Genomic DNA, 16,658 nt, shown 5'->3' on the forward strand with positions numbered 1-16,658 from the left:
TTCATGAAAGTGTTCATCGTTCACGCCCATCCCGAGCCGAAGTCCTTCTGTTCCGCAATGAAATCGGCAGCGGTTGAAGAGTTTCAGCGCCAGGGCCACGAGGTGCAGGTGTCCGACCTGTACGCGATGGGGTTCCAGCCGGTGGCCTCGGCGGCGGACTTCGGCGAGCGCGCCAACCCCGACTACTGCGTCTACGCCCTCGAACAGCGACATGGAGCGAGCACTGGCACGCTCAGCGCGGACATTCAGGCAGAGCTCGACAAGCTGTTGTGGTGCGACCTGCTGGTGCTGGTGTTCCCGGTCTTCTGGTTCTCGACGCCGGCCATGCTGAAGGGCTGGATCGACCGGGTCTTCGTGTCCGGCCAGGTCTATGGCGGCAAGCGTGTCTACGACCGGGGTGGGCTAGTTGGCCGCCGTGCCTTGGTCGGCCTTACGCTGGGTGGCCAGGAGCACATGTTCGGGCCGGAGGGCATCCACGGCCCGCTGGACGGCATGCTGCGCCACCTGCTGCAGGGCACGCTGGGCTATGCCGGTCTGGAGGTGCTGCCGCCCTTCGTCGGCTGGCACATTCCCTACATCAGCGAAGAAGCGCGCAATGGGATCATGGACGACTGGAGGCTTCGCCTGCGCTCAATCGAAGGCGACGTGCCGCTGCAGTTTCCGAGCCTCTCCGATTACGACGATCGGCTGCGGCCCCTCGCCACGGCCGCTCAGTGCGCCTCGGCCGGGTCGTAAGGCACGACCTTGTCCTGCTCGGCCGGATCGTTTCGGGCGACGATCGCGCGGGCCGGTTCATCGCTGCTGAGGTTGATGGCTTGATGGGGCACGTCCGGCGGAATGAACAGGAAGTCGCCGGCGCTACTGATCACGCTGTCGCGCAGCCCCGGGCCATAGCGTGTCTCGACACGCCCGGCGAGGACGTAGATCGCCGTTTCGTGGCCGCGGTGCAGGTGGGGCGCTGACATGCCGCCCGGCGGAATCACCACCAGATGCATGGACAAGCCGCCACTGCCGGCGGTGGCGCCGGAGATACCGACAAAATAGGGTAGCCGCTGACTGGTGAGGACTTCACTGTCGGGGCGCACCGCGACGACGGTCTGGGATGGACGGTAGGGTGACATGCAGGGCTCCTTGCGGGGGCTACCACGGCGAGAGCATGGTGCTGCTGTAAAGCTAGCCAAGCCGGGGCGGAAGCGCCAGGCGCTGCGGAAGAATCGTTCGTCGGCCCCGAGTGGGTTATATTGCGACGCGACAAAATCAACAGCCTGGTGTTCCCATGTCTCAAACTCCGCTTTCCTTCCCGCGTCGCATCGCGCTGGCCTGCGGCAGCTTCCTGTCCATACTGACCGACTCCGGTTTTGCCGCGCGGGTCGCTGGCCTGCGGGACGGCGTTGACCATGCTCCGCAGCCGCAGCCGCAGCCGGTTGCCCCGGTAGCACCTGTACCTCCGGTAGCGCCGGCAGCGCCCGCCGCGCCGGTGGCACCGGCAGTGCTGCAACGCGCTCCCCACGAGGCGGCGCAGCAGCTGCTGGGGCTGCTGCAGCGGGATGCACGCCTCATCGACTTCGTGCAGGAGGATATCGCCGCGTATTCCGACGCCGATATCGGTGCCGCCGCGCGGGTCGTGCACGAAGGCTGCCGCAAGGTGTTGAACGAGCACTTCCGTATCGAGCCGGTGCGCAAGGAGAGCGAGGGCAGCCGCGTGACGCTGGCAGAGGGTTTCGACGCCGCGGCTGTGCGCCTGACCGGCAACGTCGTCGGCAGCCCCCCCTTCACCGGTAGCCTCAGCCACCGGGGCTGGCGGGTCACCGAGAGCCGCCTGCCCAGCCTGGCCGACGGCCACGATACGTCCATCATCGCCCAGGCCGAGGTGGAGCTGTGAGCGCGCGCTACACGATCGGCATCGATCTCGGCACGACCCACTGCGCCTTGTCCTATGTGGACATCGAGGCCAGCGACGGCGAGAAGGCCGTCCAGCAGGTGCTGGCGATTCCGCAGCTCAGCGGTCCGGGCACCGTGGATGAACGCCCGCTGCTGCCGTCCTTCCTGTATCTGCCCCACGCCGACGAGCTCGCCGACGGCGATCTCCATCTGCCGTGGTCGCGCACCCAGGACTTCGCGGTTGGTGAGTTTGCGCGCAGCCGCGGTGCCGCCACTCCGATTCGTCTGGTGTCGAGCGCAAAGAGCTGGCTGTGCCACGCGGGCGTGGACCGCCGCGCGGCGATCCTGCCGGCCGAAGCCTCGGCCGACGTGCCGCGGATCTCGCCGCTCACCGCGTCGATCCGCTACCTGTCCCATCTGCGCGACGCCTGGAACCTGGCCCACCCGGAAGCGCCCTTCGCCGAGCAGGACGTGACCGTCACGATCCCGGCGTCCTTCGATCCGGCGGCCCGCGAGCTCACCGCCGAGGCGGCCCAGGCCGCCGGCTACGGCCCGATGACGCTCCTCGAGGAACCGCAGGCCGCGCTCTACAGCTGGATTCAGAAGAGCGGCGGGCAATGGCGCAAGGAGGTGCGCAAGGGCGATCTGATCCTGGTGGTGGACGTCGGCGGTGGCACCACCGACCTGTCGCTGATCGCGGTGCTGGAGCAGGAAGGCAACCTGGAACTGCATCGGGTGGCGGTCGGCGAGCACATCCTGCTCGGCGGCGACAACATGGACCTGGCGTTGGCCTACGGCGTCGCGCGCAAGCTCGCCGCCCAGGGCTCCCAGCTCGATCCCTGGCAGACGCGGGCGCTGGCTCACGCCTGTCGCGGGGCGAAGGAGACGCTGCTATCCGATTCCACGGTGATGAGCGTGCCCATCGTCGTGCCGAGCCGCGGTTCGAGGCTGATCGGCGGCTCGATCCGCACCGAGCTTACCCGTGACGAACTGACGGCCAGCCTGGTCACCGGCTTCTTCCCGCAGGTCGCCGCGACCGACCGGCCGCAGACGCGGGCGCGCGGGGCTTTGACCCAGCTGGGCCTGCCCTATGCGCAGGACGCGGCGATCACCCGCCATCTGGCCGCCTTCCTCGGCCGTCAGCTCGATGCGACGGCAGAACTGGAAGGTTTTGCCGGTGCGTCGGCAGCCAACGAGAGCTTCCTGCACCCGACCGCCGTGCTCTTCAACGGCGGCGTGCTCAAGTCCGAGCTCATCGCCGGCCGCGTGCTGGACATCCTCAACGGCTGGCTGGCGGCTGAAGGTGCCGCGCCGGCCCGCCTGCTCGGCGGGGCCGACCTGGATCTGGCCGTGGCGCGCGGTGCCGCCTATTACGGCTATGTCCGGCGCGGGCGCGGCGTGCGTATTCGTGGCGGCACGGCGCGGGCCTACTACGTGGCGGTGGAGTCGGCGATGCCGGCGATCCCCGGCATGGAGCCGCCGGTGCAGGCCCTATGCCTGGCCCCCTTCGGCATGGAGGAGGGCACCGACGCGGCGCTGCCCGAGCAGGAGTTCGGCCTGGTCGTCGGCGAACCGGTGCGCTTCCGCTTCTTTGGTTCGTCCGTGCGTCGCCAGGACCAGGTCGGCAGCACGCTGGATTTCTGGGCGCCGGATGAATTGCAGGAGCTGGAGGAGATCGAGGCCACGCTGCCCGCCGAAGGCCGCGTGCCCGGCGAGGTCGTGCGTGTGAAGCTGCACGCCCGCATCACCGAAACCGGCACGCTGGAGCTCGAGGCGCTGCCAGTCGGCGGCCATCAGCGCTGGAAGGTGCAGTTTGACGTGCGCGGTGAAGGTGGCGTCTGAGCGGGAGGCCGTGGGCCGCTACACCGTAGGTATCGACCTCGGCACCAGCAACACGGTCGTTGCCTACGCGGCGCCGGGCGACGCGCGCATCGAGTTGCTGGCCATCGAGCAGTTCGTGGGCCGTGGCGAGGTCGCGGCCCGTCCGCTGCTGCCCTCGCTGCGCTACCACCCGGCACCCGGCGAGCTGGATACGCCCTCGCTGAGCCTGCCGTGGCAGGCGGCCTCGGACGGGGATGAGGGCCCGCCGGCGATCATCGGCAGTTACGCCCGCGATCTGGGCGCCCAGGTGCCGGGGCGTCTGGTGGCCAGCGCCAAGAGCTGGCTGTCCCATGCGGGCGTTGACCGCAGCGCGCCCATCCTGCCGTGGGGGGCCGCTGATGATGTGCCCCGCGTGTCGCCAGTGGTCGCCAGCGCCGGCTATCTTGCCCATGTGCGCGCCGCCTGGGATGCGCGTTTTCCGGATGCCCCGCTGGCGGCGCAGGACATCGTGCTCACGGTGCCCGCATCCTTCGACGAAGGTGCCCGTGCGTTTACCGTTGAGGCTGCGCGGCTGGCCGGCCTGCCGCAATTGCGCCTCGTCGAGGAACCCCAGGCGGCCTTTCATGACTGGCTGTTCCGTCACCGCGAACAGCTCGCCAGCGAACTCGACGGGTCGCGTCTGGTGCTGGTTTGCGACGTAGGCGGCGGCACCACAGACCTCACCCTGGTCCAGGTGGAGGTCGGGGAGGGCGGCGTGCCGCGCCTGACCCGCATCGGCGTCGGCGACCATCTGATGCTCGGCGGCGACAACATGGACCTGGCCCTGGCCCATCTGGCCGAGCGTCGCCTGGGGAGCACCGAGCGCCTGTCTGCGGCGCGCTTTGCACAACTGGTGCAGCGCTGCCGGACAGTCAAGGAACAGCTGCTGGCGGCTGACGGGCCGGAGCAACTCAGCGTGACCTTGCTCGGCGAGGGCTCCCGGCTGATCGGCGCGGCACGCTCCGTCGTGCTGACCCGCGCTGAGGTCGAGGCGCTGGTTGTCGATGGCTTTCTGCCCGTCGGCGGCACCGACGACAAGCCGCAGCGGCGCCGGGCGGCGATCGTCGAGTTCGGCCTGCCGTATCCGGCCGACCCGGCGATCACCCGTCATCTGGCGGCCTTCCTGCAGCGCCATGCGAGTGCGGCCAGAGCGGCCCTGGGGCCTGACGCGCCGCCCGCCGGTGGGCTCCCGGTGCCGGATACCGTATTGCTCAATGGCGGCGTATTCCGTGCGGACGCGCTGAGCCGGCGGCTGGTGGACGTGCTCACCGCTTGGCGTGGCCGCGCACCGCGCGTGCTGCACAACGACGCCCCCGATGTGGCCGTCGCCCGGGGGGCTGTCGCCTTCGCCCTGGTGCGGGAGGTGCACACCGGTCTGGGCCCGGCGATCGGTGGCGGTTCGGCACGCAGCTATTTCCTGGTGCTGGAGGAAGACGGGCGGCGGAGCGCGATCTGCGTGCTGCCGCGGGGCACGGAATCCGGCCGCGAAGTGGTATTGCCGGAGCGCCGCTTTGCGCTGCAACTGGGCCGGCCGGTGCGTTTCCACCTTGTGTCGACCAGTGGCGACAGTCCCTGGCAAGCCGGCGATCTGGTTGATCCAGACCAGGCGGATTTCATTCACCTGCCGCCTGTCGCCGCATTGCTGCCTGCGTCGCATGGCGGCCGCAGCAGCGTGGTCGTGAGCCTGAGTGCCACGATGACTGAAGTCGGCACGCTGGAGATGAACTGCGTCGGCACGGGCGAGAACCCTCCACGCTGGAAGCTGGACTTTGCGTTGCGCGGCGAGGCCGCCGAAGTCCCGCCGCCGGCTGCTCCCGGTCTCGCCGAGGCCATCGCGCTCATCGACACGGTCTTCGGCAGCCAGGGCAAGGACGCAGACCCGCGAGGGGGGCGCCAGCTGCGTACCCGTCTGGAGCGCCTGCTCGGCCCTCGGGATGAATGGGACACGGCGCTGCTGCGCCCCCTCTTCGACGCTCTCCTCGAGCGGGCCCGGCGCCGGCGCCGTTCTGCGGAGCACGAGCGGGTGTGGCTGAACCTGGCTGGCTACTGCCTGCGCCCGGGGCTCGGCGCGGCCCTCGACGAGTGGCGTATCGAGCGGCTGTGGGCGCTGTTTGGCGAAGGCATCCAATACGCCAACGAGGGCCGCAACTGGAGCGCCTGGTGGACCTTGTGGCGCCGTGTGGCGGGAGGCCTGCCTGAAGCCGCGCAATTGCAGGTGCTGGAGGTGCTGGCCGGTCATCTGGAGCCCGCCGCCGAGGGGCGGGCCCGTGCGCCGCTGCAGGCCAGCTACGATGACATGCTGCGCTTGGCGGCGGTGCTTGAGGGGGTGCCGGTGATGCACCGCATCGAGGTTGGCAAGTGGCTGGTCGAGCGCTTGCAGCGTCCGGCCGAGAGGGCGCTGGCGTGCTGGGCGCTCGGCCGCGTCGGCGCGCGCGCGTCGCTGTACGGCAGCGCGCACCAGGTGGTGCCCGCCGAGATCGGCGCCGAGTGGCTGGCGGCCGTGTTGGCCCTCGACTGGAAGGTATTGCCGGCGGCTGGCTTTGCGGCCGCGCAGATCGCCCGCCTGACCGGCGACCGCAGTCGGGATCTGCCCGATGCGCTGCGCGAAGAGGTGATCCGCCGCCTCACGGCGATCCGTGCGCCCCAGGGCTGGATCACGATGCTGCGGGAAGTCGTCCGCTTGGACGAAGCCGAAAGCCGCCTCAGCTTCGGCGAGGCCTTGCCGGCGGGGCTGCGCCTGATCTAGCCCCGTCGCCGGGCTTTCAGTGCCCGGCCGGCCTAGTCGATTTGAACGATTGCCGCGCCGGGGCCGTGTGGCATCTTGCGCCCATGGCCGCCGCGTGGCGCGCCCAATCATCGGAGCCGAGAGAACACATGGGACTGAAAGGAAACGCTGCAATCGTGGGCGCGGCCCAGTACAGGCCGGAGAAATACACGACGGCCCCGCGCATGTTCCACCTGGAGCAGGTGGCCGACCTGGCCGCCCGCGCGCTGGCGGATGCCGGCCTCAAGGCCACGGACATCGACGGGCTGGTGATCAACGGTCCGCAGTTTCACGAGGCCTCGGTGTTCGTGCCGGCGATGGCCGCCGAATACCTGGGGCTGAGCGTCAATTTCGCCGAGGTCGTGGACCTGGGCGGCTGTACCTCGGTGGGCATGGTGTGGCGGGCCGCTGCCGCCATCGAGCTGGGCCTGTGCCAGGCGGTGCTGTGTGTGCTGCCGGCGCGCATGGCGCCCTTTGGCCCTGACGAAGATCCGTCGTGGATGGCCCGCGCGATGCGCTTCGGTGGCCACAGCACGGCCTTTGGCGCACCGGAGGCGGAGTTCGACCTGCCTTACGGGCACATGGGCCAGAACACCGGCTACGCGATGATCGCCCAGCGCTACGCGGCCCAGTACGGCTACGACCCGCTGGCGATGGCCAAGATCGCGGTGGACCAGCGTACCAACGCGCTGACCAATCCGGATGCAATCTTCTTCGGCAAGCCGCTGACCGCCGACGAAGTGCTGGCGAGCAAGATGGTCGCCGATCCGCTGCACGTGCTGGAGATCGTCATGCCGGTGGCCGGCGGTGCCGCGGTGATCGTCGCCTCGCCGGAAGTGGCGGCCAAGGCGCGTAACCGCGGCGCCCGTATCACCGGCTTTGGCGAGCATCTGGCCTTCAAGTCGCCGACCTACGCGGCGGACATGACCCGCACGCCCATCGGGCCCGCGTCGGCGCGCGCCTTCGCGATGGCCGGCCTGAAGCCGGCCGACATGGACGCGGCGCAGATCTACGACTGCTACACCATCACCGTGCTGTTGACCCTCGAAGACGCGGGCTTCGCACCGAAGGGCGAGGGCATGCGCTGGGTGCGCGAACACGACCTGACCTGGCGCGGCAACTTCCCGATGAACACCCACGGCGGCCAGCTCAGCTTTGGCCAGGCCGGCTCGGCGGGCGGCATGTCGCAGGTCATCGAGGCCTTCACGCAGATTGCCGGCAAGGCCGGCGACCGCCAGCTGAAGCGCTGCGACACGGTCTTCGTGTCCGGCACCGGCGGCGTGATGAGCGAGCAGGGCGCATTGATTCTCCAGGGAGCATGACGAGCATGTCCACGAACAAACCGATGCCCGTGCCGACCGAGATCTCGGCACCTTTCTGGGACGGCCTGAAGGCCGGCCGGCTCAGCCTGCAGCGCTGCAACAGCTGCGGCCACTGGATTTTCTTTCCGCGCCGGCACTGCGACAAGTGTTGGTCCCACGACGTGGAGTGGCGCGAGGTGGCCGGTACCGGCACGCTGTACACCTACACGCTGACACGCATTCCGACGCTGCCGGATTTCGCCGACGAGATGCCGCAGAAGATGGCGGTGGTCGAGTTGGACGAGGGCGTGCGCATCAACACCACGCTGGTCGGCTTGGCCGAGGACGAGATCGCCGTCGGCATGCGCGTTAAGCCGGTGTTCGACAAGGTGAAGCCCGACGGCACGACGCTGCTGCGCTTCACCGGCCTCGACAAGACCGTGGCGCCGCGCAGCTTCGACGAGCCGGAAGCCGCCGCCGTGCCGGAGGAAGCGGCCGTGCCGATGCGCCAGATCCCTGTCGGCGACGAAGCGGCGCTGCAGGCCCTGGTCAGCGATGAATTTACGCCGTGGAGCAACCAGATCGTCGTGGACCAGGCGCTGATCGACGAATTCGCCCGGCTGTCCGGCGACGACTACTGGATCCACACCGACCCCGAGAAGGCCCGCAAGCAGGGGCCCTTCGGCGGCACCATCGCCCACGGGGCGCTGGTCCAGGTGCTGCAGTCGAGGCTGAAGATCCCCCTCGGCTTCGAGGTCACCGGCTTCACCAACATGGTGAACTACGGCTCAGATCGCCTGCGTTTCCCGTCACCGGTCCCGGCCGGCGCGCGCATCCACGCGCGAGCCCGGGTAAAACGGGTGGAAAAGGTGCGTAGCGGCACCCAGCTGACGCTGGAAGTGAACATCCACGTGGTCGGCGCCGAGCGTCCGTCGGTGATCAACGACCTCGTGATCCTCTACATGTGATCGTCCCGCCGGGGCGCGTTGCCCCGGTCAGTTTTACCCCTCCTTGTCTCCACTTGGTTAGCCAACCCTCGCGGGTTGGCTTTTTTTTGGGGGGGCGAGGGAGGCTCACGCCTGCCGGCCAAGATTGCGCAGCAGGCGGGTATCGGTCTGCAGTGACTGGGGTTCGCCCACCGTGATAAGGCCGAAATCCCGATGGCGGGGGTTGAGCAGGTAGTTCCGCTCGGCCGGAAGCACCGCGCTGGGAACGCTCAGAACCGCGGTTTGCATGTTCTGCAGCCACGCCTGCCCCAGGGCCTGCAGGACGTCGCGGGCGCCGATGGTGCGCCAGTCGTCCGGCAACTGCGCGACGTCGATGCGGGTTTCGGGCAGGTCCGCAGGCAGGTGGGCGGGGATCAGCACGTAATGGGCGCGCAGCGGGCCGTCCTGCACCATCAGCTCGAGCAAGGCCAGGGATTGGGATTCGGCGGTGTAGACCACCTCCCAGCCTTTCGGATTCCAGCGTCCGCCGTAAAGCCGGGCGCCTTCACCGCTGAATGCGGTCTGCGCAAAGCGGGCGGTGGTGATGCGCCAGACAGTCCGGGTCAAGCAAACACTCCGTGCTCGATGCGTCCGAGGGTGTCCATGACGCTGTCGGCGCCGATGTCGGTGTCCAGCAGTGACAGTGGGGTGACGCCGCCCAGCGACGCATTGGGGCTCTGGAGCCAGTCCAGCGCGCCATCGGCATCCTCGAAGACGACCTCGGCGCGTTCGACCACGCGGGCAAAGCGCACGAGCTTGGCCGACTCTTCGGGGGACAGGGCGCCTTCGCGTTTGCGCCTGGCCAGCGTGCGTTCGGGGATGGCCAGGGCATGGGCCAGATCGCTCTGCGTGATGCGCGTGATGCGCACCACCGCGTCCACACAGGCCGACGGCAGACCCCGGCGCACCAGGGGGATCCAGTCCATGATGACCCGGGGCCGGGCGTGCAGCACGCCTTCGCCACCGAGCAGCGTTACGGCTGAAACGGAAGAGACATTCAGGCTGGCGGTCGTCATCGGTGGCTCCTGTGGCATAAGCGCCATTTGGCAGTCATTTTGGTCAAATTTGACCGCAAAGTCCAGGCGGTACGGTATGCCCCATACCGATCAATGCTTAGTCTCAACGGACGATGAGCGCCGGCCTCGCTGTTCGCACAATGCTCCCGACACATCAGGACTCTTCAAAGGGGAGCAGACATGATCGACATTCGCGGTTTGGGCTATTTCGTTGCCGAGACCCCCGACCTCACCGAGTGGCAGCGCTACGCCGAAGACGTGCTCGGCATGATGACTTCGAGCGCGCCCGGCGGCGGCCTTTACGTGAAGATGGACGAGCGGCCCTTCCGCATGCTGGTGGTGCAGGGCGAGCAGCGCCGCTACGTCGCTTCCGGCTGGGAGCTGGCGGGCGAGGGCGCCTTCAAGGATGCACTCGCTACGCTGGAAAAGGCCGGCGTCGGCTACGAGCTGGCCCCGCAAGCCCTGTGCGCCCAGCGCGGCATGCAGGCCATCGCGCTCGTCACCGACCCGTCCGGCAACCGCCACGAGCTCGGCTGGGGCCATCGCTCCGACTGCCAGCCCTTCGTGTCGCCGCAGGGGGTGCCGCGCTTCCTGACCGGCGCGATGGGCCTCGGCCACACGGTGTTGCCGTCGCCCAACTTCGACGCGTCGGTGGCCTTCTTCCGCGACGTGCTCGGCTTCGGGCTGTCGGACATCTTCAACTTCCGTCCCGACCCCAACGGCCCGGCGATCCGCATCCACTTCCTGCACTGTGGCAACGCGCGCCACCACAGCCTGGCCATCGCCGAGTACCCGGTGCCCAGCGGTTGCGTGCACGTGATGGTGGAGGTCGATTCGATGACCGAAGTCGGCCGCGCCCACGACCGCATGGTGGCCCACAAGGTGCCCCTGTCGGCAACCCTCGGCCAGCACCTCAACGACCGCATGACCTCCTTCTACATGAAGACGCCGTCGGGCTTCGACCTGGAGTACGGCTACGGCGGCCTGCAGGTGGACTGGGAGCATCACAGTACCTTCGAATTCACCCGCGTGAGCCTGTGGGGCCACGACTTCAGCGCCGGCCAGAAGGCCGCCTGATCCGCCGGAGACAGCCATCCATGAACAAGCAGATGACGGCGGCGGAAGTCGTCGCCCAGCTCCGCGACGGCATGACCATCGGTTTCGGCGGCTGGGGTCCGCGGCGCAAGCCGATGGCCCTGGTCCGCGAGATCCTGCGCTCGGACCTGAAGGACCTCACCGTGGTGGCCTACGGCGGCCCGGAGGTCGGCATGCTGTGTGCGGCCGGCAAGGTGAAGAAGCTCGTCTTCGGCTTCGCCACCCTCGATGCGATCCCGCTCGAGCCCTGGTATCGCAAGGTTCGGGAGAGCGGGGCGCTGGAGCTGATGGAACTCGACGAGGGCATGTTCCAGTGGGGCCTGCGCGCCGCCGGCATGCGCCTACCTTTCCTGCCGACCCGCTGTGGCCTGGCCACCGACATCGTCAAGCTCAACCCCGAGCTGCAGACGGTGCGCTCCCCGTACGCCGACGGCGAGGTGCTACTGGCCATGCCGGCACTCAAGCTGGACGTGGCGCTGCTGCACGTGAATGTCGCCGACCGCCTCGGCAACACCCTAGTTACCGGCCCCGATCCTTATTTCGACCACCTGTTCGCCCGCGCCGCCGAGCGCTGCTTCGTGTCCGCCGAGCGGATCGAGCCGCGGCTGGAGCTGGACGCCCAGCAGGCGCGCTTCAACACCTTCGAGCGCTACCTGGTGAGCGGCGTGGTAGAGGCGCCCTGCGGCGCCCATCCCACGTCCTGCCCGTCCGACTACGGCTGGGACATGACCCACTTCAAGCGCTACGCGGCGAGCGCCGCTGAGGACGGCGGCTGGCAGGCCTACATGGACGAATTCGTGCTGCCCGGCGAAGCCGCCTACCAGGACCGCAACGGCGGCACCGCCCGCATGGGCAGCCTGCCCCTGCCGGTGTTCTGACGAGAGGCTGAGGAAACATGGCAATGAGCGACAAACCCGATTTCACCCTGGCCGAGCTGATGATCGTCGCGGCCTCGGAAGCCTGGCGCGGCAACGGCGAGGTGCTGGCCTCCGGCCTCGGCATCATCCCGCGCCTGGGCGCCAGCCTGGCCAAGCTGACCCACAGCCCCGAGCTGCTGATGACCGACAGCGAGGCCTTCCTCGTCGAGGAGCCGATCCCCGTTGGTCCGCGTGGCGACTACGTGCCGCGCTACGCCGGCTACATGTCCTTCGAGCGGGTCTTCGAGTGCGTGTGGGGCGGCCGCCGCCACGCGATGATCGGCCCGACCCAGATCGACCGCTGGGCGCAGACCAACCTGTCGGTGATCGGCGACTACCGCAAGCCGAAGTCGGCCATCCTTGGCGTGCGCGGCCTGCCGGGCAACAGCATCAACCACATCAACTCCTTCTTCGTGCCCAGCCACAGCCCGCGCGTCTTCGTGGCCGGTGAGGTGGACATGGTGTCCGGCGTTGGCTTCAAACCCGAGCGCTGGGATGACGGCGTGCGCCGCGACCTGATGGAGGTGCGCATCGTCCTCACCGACCTGTGCGTGATGGACTTCGGGGGCCCCGGCCGCGCGGCCCGTGTGCGCTCGCTGCATCCCGGCGTGAGCTTCGAGGAGGTGCAGGAGAAAACCGGCTTCCCGCTGCTGAAGGCCGAGGACATGGGCGAGACGCCCCATCCCACCGCGGCCCAGCTGGACATCATCCGCCGCCTCGATCCCCACGACCTGCGCGCCGCGCAGCTCAAGGGCAACCCGCCCGGCATCCGTGCCGCCTGACCGACCAGGGAGCCCACCATGACCGCCCCGATCAGCGATCCGCACTTCGTCAGCCGGCCCGACGGCGCGGTGTACGAAACCGACGAACCGGTGACATACACCGTGGCCGACGGCATCGCCAGCGTGACGATGAACCGGCCGAGCTTCAACAACGCGCAGAACTCCCAGATGACCTACGCCCTCGACGCGGCCTTCCGCCGCGCGGTGGACGACGACGCGGTGAAGGTGATCGTACTGCGCGGCGAAGGCCGGCATTTCTCCGCCGGGCACGACATCGGCACGCCGGGGCGCGACATCAACAAGCCCTTCGAGCGGACCCAGCTGTGGTGGGACCACACCAACAAGCCCGGCGGCGAGTTCCTGTACGCCCGCGAGCAGGAGGTGTACCTGGGCATGTGCCGGCGCTGGCGTGATCTGCCCAAGCCGACCATCGCCATGGTGCACGGCGCCTGCGTCGCTGGTGGCCTCATGCTGGCCTGGGTGTGCGACCTGATCGTGGCCAGCGATGACGCCTTCTTCCAGGACCCGGTGGTGCGCATGGGTATTCCCGGCGTCGAGTATTTTGCTCACCCGTACGAGCTGAATCCGCGCATCGCCAAGGAGTTTTTGTTCACCGGCGAGCGCATGGGTGCCGAGCGGGCCTTACAGCTCGGCATGGTGAACCGCGTTGTGGCGCGGGACGCGCTGGAGAGCGCCACCTACGCGCTGGCGGCGCGCATCGCCAGCCAGCCGCGCATGGGGCTGGCCCTCACCAAGCAGGCCATCAACCATGTGGAGGACCTGCAGGGCAAGCGCAGCGCGATGGACGCCGCCTTCGCCTGGCACCACTTTGCTCACGCCCACAACGAACTGCTGTCCGGCGACCGTCTGGGCGGCTTCGACGGGCGCGCGATGGCCGAGGCCAACAAGCGCGCCGCCGCGGGAGAGCAGGCATGAGCCGCGACACCTCCGCGCTGCTGCGCACACCGCTGACCGAGAAGCTCGGCTGCCGCTACCCGATCGTGCAGACCGCGATGGGCTGGGTGGCCGACGCCAATCTGGTCATCGCCACCACCCGCGCCGGCGGCTTCGGCTTCCTGGCCGGTGCGACCATCGCCGCCGAGCGGCTGGAAGGCGAGATCCAGAAGGTGATCGCCGCCACCGGCGGCAGCAACTTCGGCCTCAACTTCCACATGTTTCAGGACAACGCCGCCCAGTGCGTGGACCTGGCCATCCAGTACCGCCTGAAGGCCGTCAGCTACGGTCGCGGGCCGGACAAGAAGACCATCGCCCGCTTCAAGGCCGCCGGCGTGCTGTGCATCCCGACCGTCGGCGCGCTGAAGCATGCGGTAAAGGCCGTCGAGCTGGGCGCCGACATGCTCACCATCCAGGGCGGGGAGGGCGGCGGCCACACTGGCGGCGTGCCCACCACCATCCTGCTGCCCCAGGTGCTCGACGCGGTGAAGGTGCCGGTGATCGCCGCCGGCGGCTACTCCACCGGGCGCGGGCTGGCCGCCGCGCTGGCCGCCGGTGCGGCCGGCATCGCGATGGGCACCCGCTTCATGATGACCACCGATTCGCCCACGCCGCCGGCCACGCTGCAGCGCTACGTGGCGGTGGACGACCCGCAGAAGATCCGCGTGACCCTGGCGGTGGACGGTATGCGCCACCGCATGATCGACAACCCCTTCATCCGCCGGCTGGAAGCCGCCAGCCCCTTCGGCCGTCTTGCCATCGCGCTGAAGAGCGCCTGGCACTGGAAGCGCCAGACCGGCATGAGCGCCGGCCACATGCTCGGCGTGCTGCGCCGGGCCATCAAGGAAGACCCGTCCACGGTCTCGCAGACCGTGATGTCGGCCAACCAGCCGGTGCTGCTGCAGCGCTCGATGGTCGAGGGCTTCCCCGACGAGGGCATCCTGCCCAGCGGCCAGGTGGCTGCGGCCATCGGCGAGTTGCAGAGCTGCCGGCAGGTCATCGAAGGCATTGCCGGCGAGGCCGAAGCCTGCCTCGCTGCGCTGCTCTCGCGTGCCGAGTGCGTTGCGCCGGACGGCGGGCCGGACAAACCCTTCGTGCGCTGGCCGGACGTCGTGCCTGCCGCCTCTTCCCCCAATCCTCTTCCCCTGGAGACTGCCCCGTGACGCAGGCCTTTCGTACCCTCATCGACGCCGGCATCGCCGAGCTGATCATCGACAAACCGCCGGTTAACGCCCTCGACAGCGAGGAGTGGCTGGCTCTGGCCCGTCGCCTGGAAGAACTGGGTGACGACCCGCAGGTGCGCGTCATTGTGGTCCGCGCCGAGGGGCGCGGCTTCTGCGCGGGCGTGGACATCAAGGAACTGGACGCCTACCCGGAGCGCATCGTGGCGGTGAATGCCGGCAACTACGCCACCTTCAAGGCGGTGCACCGCAACCCGGTGCCGGTCATCGTCGCGGTGCACGGCTTCGTGCTCGGCGGCGGCATCGGCATCACCGGCGCGGCCGACATCGTGGTCGCCTCCGACTGCGCCACCTTCGCGCTGCCCGAGGTCGATCGCGGCGCGATGGGTGGCGGCGCCCACCTGCAGCGCCTGTTCCCGGTGCAGAAGGTGCGCTACCTGTTCTTCACCGGCGAGAAGATCGGCGCGCGCGAGGCCGAGCGCTACGGCTTCATCGAGCGCGTCGTGACGAAGGCCGAGCTGCGCGAGGCCGCGATGGAGATCGCCCGCAAGATCGCCGCCAAGAGCCCGGCCATGATCCGCATCGCCAAGGAGGCGCTGAACGGCATCGAGGACGGCAACCTGGAAGACAAGTACCGCTGGGAGCAGGGCTTCACGCTGCAGGCCTACACCAGCCCCGATTCCGCCGAAACCCGCCGCGCCTTCGTCGAAAAGCGCGACGCCAAGTTCTGAGGACGCCATGGATCTTGCCTACACCCCCAAGCAGAAAGCCTTCCGCGCCGAGGTGCGGGACTGGCTGGCGCGCAACCTGCCGCGCCATCCGCTGGCCAGCTACGACACCCGCGAGGGCTTCGAGCAGCACCGCGACTGGGAACGCCGCCTTTTCGAGAGCCGCCTGTCGATGGTCATGTGGCCGGAAGAACTGGGCGGCCGCGGTTGCGACCTCATCGAGTGGCTGATCTTCGAGGAGGAGTACTACGGCGCCGGTGCCCCGATGCGCGTCAACCAGAACGGCCAGCTGCTGCTCGGCCCGACCCTGATGGAGTTCGGCACCGAGGCGCAGAAACGCCGCTTCCTGCCGCGCATGGCGGCCAGCGACGATATGTGGGCGCAGGGCTGGTCCGAGCCCAACGCCGGCTCCGACATGGCGGCCATCACCAGCCGCGCGATCCTGTCGGACGACGGCAGCCACTACGTGCTCAACGGCCAGAAGACCTGGTCCACCCGCGCCATTTTCGCCGACTGGCTGTTCGGCCTGTTCCGCTCCGAGCCGGGTTCGACGCGCCACCACGGCCTGTCTTATCTGCTGGTGCCCCTAAACGCGCCGGGCGTAACGATCCGCCCGATCCTGGCCCTCAACGGCAAGCAGGCCTTCGCCGAGATCTTCCTCGACGACGTGAAGGTGCCGGTGGACAACCGCATCGGCGACGAAGGGCAGGGCTGGCACGTGGCGATGGCCACCGCCGGCTTCGAGCGCGGCCTGCTGCTGCGCTCCCCGGCCCGTTTCCAGGCCACCGCGCGGAAGCTGGTGGCGCTCTACAAGGCCAACCGGGCCAGCGCCGACCGCGACCCCGGCCTGCGCGAAGCGGTCTGCGAAGCCTGGATGGGTGCCGAAGCCTACGCGCTGTCGGCCTACCACACGGTCGGCCGGCTGGCGAAGGGCGCGCGGATCGGCGCCGAGGCCAGCACCAACAAGATCGTGTGGTCCGAGCTGGACCTGAAGATGCACGAGGCCGCGATGCGCATCCTCGGTGCCCGCGGCGAGCTGCTGGCCGACGCACCGGACGCCGGCAGCGATGCCGCCGGCTGGCTGGACGGCTTCCTGTTCGCCCAGGCCGGGCCGATCTACGCCGGCACCAACGAGATCCAGCGCAACATCATCGCCGAGCGGATGCTCGGCTTGCCCAAATCCTGAGGCCGGC

16 protein-coding genes are annotated in these 16,658 nt (G+C 69.0%); 13 read left to right on the forward strand and 3 right to left on the reverse strand.

The annotated features are described in order from the left end of the window. Positions 1-3 precede the first annotated feature (3 nt). Positions 4-735: an NAD(P)H-dependent oxidoreductase gene (locus ACE3RX_RS08920; protein WP_374482486.1), complete on the forward strand. Its 732-nt coding sequence runs from the start codon at positions 4-6 to the stop codon at positions 733-735. On the opposite strand, the gene ACE3RX_RS08925 is transcribed toward ACE3RX_RS08920, so the two are convergent. Then, positions 711-1,121: a cupin domain-containing protein gene (locus ACE3RX_RS08925; RefSeq protein WP_374482488.1), complete on the reverse strand. Its 411-nt coding sequence runs from the start codon at positions 1,119-1,121 to the stop codon at positions 711-713. The genes ACE3RX_RS08920 and ACE3RX_RS08925 overlap by 25 nt on opposite strands. A gap of 155 nt (positions 1,122-1,276) precedes the next feature. Between ACE3RX_RS08925 and ACE3RX_RS08930 the strand changes: the two genes are divergently transcribed. From ACE3RX_RS08930 to ACE3RX_RS08950, 5 genes are all read left to right on the forward strand, one after another. Next, positions 1,277-1,882: a DUF2760 domain-containing protein gene (locus ACE3RX_RS08930; RefSeq protein ID WP_374482490.1), complete on the forward strand. Its 606-nt coding sequence runs from the start codon at positions 1,277-1,279 to the stop codon at positions 1,880-1,882. Beyond that, positions 1,879-3,723 (forward strand): Hsp70 family protein, encoded by a 1,845-nt coding sequence (locus ACE3RX_RS08935; protein WP_374482492.1) that lies wholly within the window; start codon positions 1,879-1,881, stop codon positions 3,721-3,723. Before ACE3RX_RS08930 ends, ACE3RX_RS08935 begins: the two co-directional genes overlap by 4 nt. A 10-nt stretch (positions 3,724-3,733) precedes the next feature. Further along, positions 3,734-6,487 (forward strand): Hsp70 family protein, encoded by a 2,754-nt coding sequence (locus tag ACE3RX_RS08940; protein ID WP_374482494.1) that lies wholly within the window; start codon positions 3,734-3,736, stop codon positions 6,485-6,487. Positions 6,488-6,615: 128 nt separating this feature from the next. Continuing rightward, on the forward strand, positions 6,616-7,827 hold the full coding sequence (locus ACE3RX_RS08945) for a thiolase family protein (protein ID WP_374482496.1): 1,212 nt from the start codon (positions 6,616-6,618) through the stop codon (positions 7,825-7,827). A 5-nt stretch (positions 7,828-7,832) separates the two neighbouring features. Beyond that, on the forward strand, positions 7,833-8,774 hold the full coding sequence (locus tag ACE3RX_RS08950) for an OB-fold domain-containing protein (RefSeq protein WP_374482498.1): 942 nt from the start codon (positions 7,833-7,835) through the stop codon (positions 8,772-8,774). Positions 8,775-8,879: 105 nt separating this feature from the next. On the opposite strand, the gene ACE3RX_RS08955 is transcribed toward ACE3RX_RS08950, so the two are convergent. Further along, positions 8,880-9,359: an RES family NAD+ phosphorylase gene (locus ACE3RX_RS08955; RefSeq protein ID WP_374482500.1), complete on the reverse strand. Its 480-nt coding sequence runs from the start codon at positions 9,357-9,359 to the stop codon at positions 8,880-8,882. Next, positions 9,356-9,808 carry an antitoxin Xre/MbcA/ParS toxin-binding domain-containing protein gene (locus tag ACE3RX_RS08960; RefSeq protein ID WP_374482502.1) on the reverse strand — a complete coding sequence of 151 codons (453 nt, stop codon included), beginning with the start codon at positions 9,806-9,808 and terminating at the stop codon, positions 9,356-9,358. The genes ACE3RX_RS08955 and ACE3RX_RS08960 overlap by 4 nt, the downstream gene beginning before the upstream one ends. 180 nt (positions 9,809-9,988) lie before the next feature. Here ACE3RX_RS08960 and ACE3RX_RS08965 point away from each other — a divergent pair, with 180 nt between their 5' ends. Genes ACE3RX_RS08965 through ACE3RX_RS08995 form a run of 7 tightly spaced genes read left to right on the forward strand, consistent with a single transcriptional unit; the run spans position 9,989 to position 16,651 of the window. Further along, the gene (locus ACE3RX_RS08965; RefSeq protein WP_374482504.1) at positions 9,989-10,885 is read left to right on the forward strand and encodes a VOC family protein; all 897 of its coding nucleotides are present in this window, start codon (positions 9,989-9,991) and stop codon (positions 10,883-10,885) included. Between the two features lie 20 nt (positions 10,886-10,905). Further along, complete coding sequence (locus ACE3RX_RS08970; protein WP_374482506.1) at positions 10,906-11,781, forward strand: CoA transferase subunit A; 876 nt, start codon at positions 10,906-10,908, stop codon at positions 11,779-11,781. Between the two features lie 23 nt (positions 11,782-11,804). Further along, complete coding sequence (locus tag ACE3RX_RS08975) at positions 11,805-12,602, forward strand: CoA-transferase subunit beta (protein WP_374482508.1); 798 nt, start codon at positions 11,805-11,807, stop codon at positions 12,600-12,602. An 18-nt stretch (positions 12,603-12,620) separates the two neighbouring features. Next, on the forward strand, positions 12,621-13,538 hold the full coding sequence (locus ACE3RX_RS08980; RefSeq protein WP_374482510.1) for an enoyl-CoA hydratase: 918 nt from the start codon (positions 12,621-12,623) through the stop codon (positions 13,536-13,538). Then, complete coding sequence (locus ACE3RX_RS08985; RefSeq protein ID WP_374482512.1) at positions 13,535-14,719, forward strand: NAD(P)H-dependent flavin oxidoreductase; 1,185 nt, start codon at positions 13,535-13,537, stop codon at positions 14,717-14,719. The genes ACE3RX_RS08980 and ACE3RX_RS08985 overlap by 4 nt, the downstream gene beginning before the upstream one ends. After that, positions 14,716-15,468 carry an enoyl-CoA hydratase family protein gene (locus ACE3RX_RS08990; RefSeq protein ID WP_374482514.1) on the forward strand — a complete coding sequence of 251 codons (753 nt, stop codon included), beginning with the start codon at positions 14,716-14,718 and terminating at the stop codon, positions 15,466-15,468. Before ACE3RX_RS08985 ends, ACE3RX_RS08990 begins: the two co-directional genes overlap by 4 nt. Before the next feature lie 7 nt (positions 15,469-15,475). Beyond that, positions 15,476-16,651 (forward strand): acyl-CoA dehydrogenase family protein, encoded by a 1,176-nt coding sequence (locus tag ACE3RX_RS08995; protein ID WP_374482516.1) that lies wholly within the window; start codon positions 15,476-15,478, stop codon positions 16,649-16,651. The last annotated feature ends 7 nt before the right edge of the window (positions 16,652-16,658 follow it).

This window comes from Zoogloea sp. (genome assembly GCF_041914405.1).
Classification (GTDB): Bacteria; Pseudomonadota; Gammaproteobacteria; order Burkholderiales; family Rhodocyclaceae; genus Zoogloea.

Excerpts from the sequence above, each read along its gene's own strand:
- ACE3RX_RS08920 (WP_374482486.1), top strand. The coding sequence starts at position 4 with ATGAAAGTGTTCATCGTTCACGCCCATCCCGAGCCGAAGTCCTTCTGT.
- ACE3RX_RS08925 (WP_374482488.1), bottom strand. The coding sequence starts at position 1,121 with ATGTCACCCTACCGTCCATCCCAGACCGTCGTCGCGGTGCGCCCCGAC.
- ACE3RX_RS08930 (WP_374482490.1), top strand. The coding sequence starts at position 1,277 with ATGTCTCAAACTCCGCTTTCCTTCCCGCGTCGCATCGCGCTGGCCTGC.
- ACE3RX_RS08945 (WP_374482496.1), top strand. The coding sequence starts at position 6,616 with ATGGGACTGAAAGGAAACGCTGCAATCGTGGGCGCGGCCCAGTACAGG.
- ACE3RX_RS08950 (WP_374482498.1), top strand. The coding sequence starts at position 7,833 with ATGTCCACGAACAAACCGATGCCCGTGCCGACCGAGATCTCGGCACCT.
- ACE3RX_RS08960 (WP_374482502.1), bottom strand. The coding sequence starts at position 9,808 with ATGACGACCGCCAGCCTGAATGTCTCTTCCGTTTCAGCCGTAACGCTG.
- ACE3RX_RS08965 (WP_374482504.1), top strand. The coding sequence starts at position 9,989 with ATGATCGACATTCGCGGTTTGGGCTATTTCGTTGCCGAGACCCCCGAC.
- ACE3RX_RS08970 (WP_374482506.1), top strand. The coding sequence starts at position 10,906 with ATGAACAAGCAGATGACGGCGGCGGAAGTCGTCGCCCAGCTCCGCGAC.
- ACE3RX_RS08975 (WP_374482508.1), top strand. The coding sequence starts at position 11,805 with ATGAGCGACAAACCCGATTTCACCCTGGCCGAGCTGATGATCGTCGCG.
- ACE3RX_RS08980 (WP_374482510.1), top strand. The coding sequence starts at position 12,621 with ATGACCGCCCCGATCAGCGATCCGCACTTCGTCAGCCGGCCCGACGGC.
- ACE3RX_RS08985 (WP_374482512.1), top strand. The coding sequence starts at position 13,535 with ATGAGCCGCGACACCTCCGCGCTGCTGCGCACACCGCTGACCGAGAAG.
- ACE3RX_RS08995 (WP_374482516.1), top strand. The coding sequence starts at position 15,476 with ATGGATCTTGCCTACACCCCCAAGCAGAAAGCCTTCCGCGCCGAGGTG.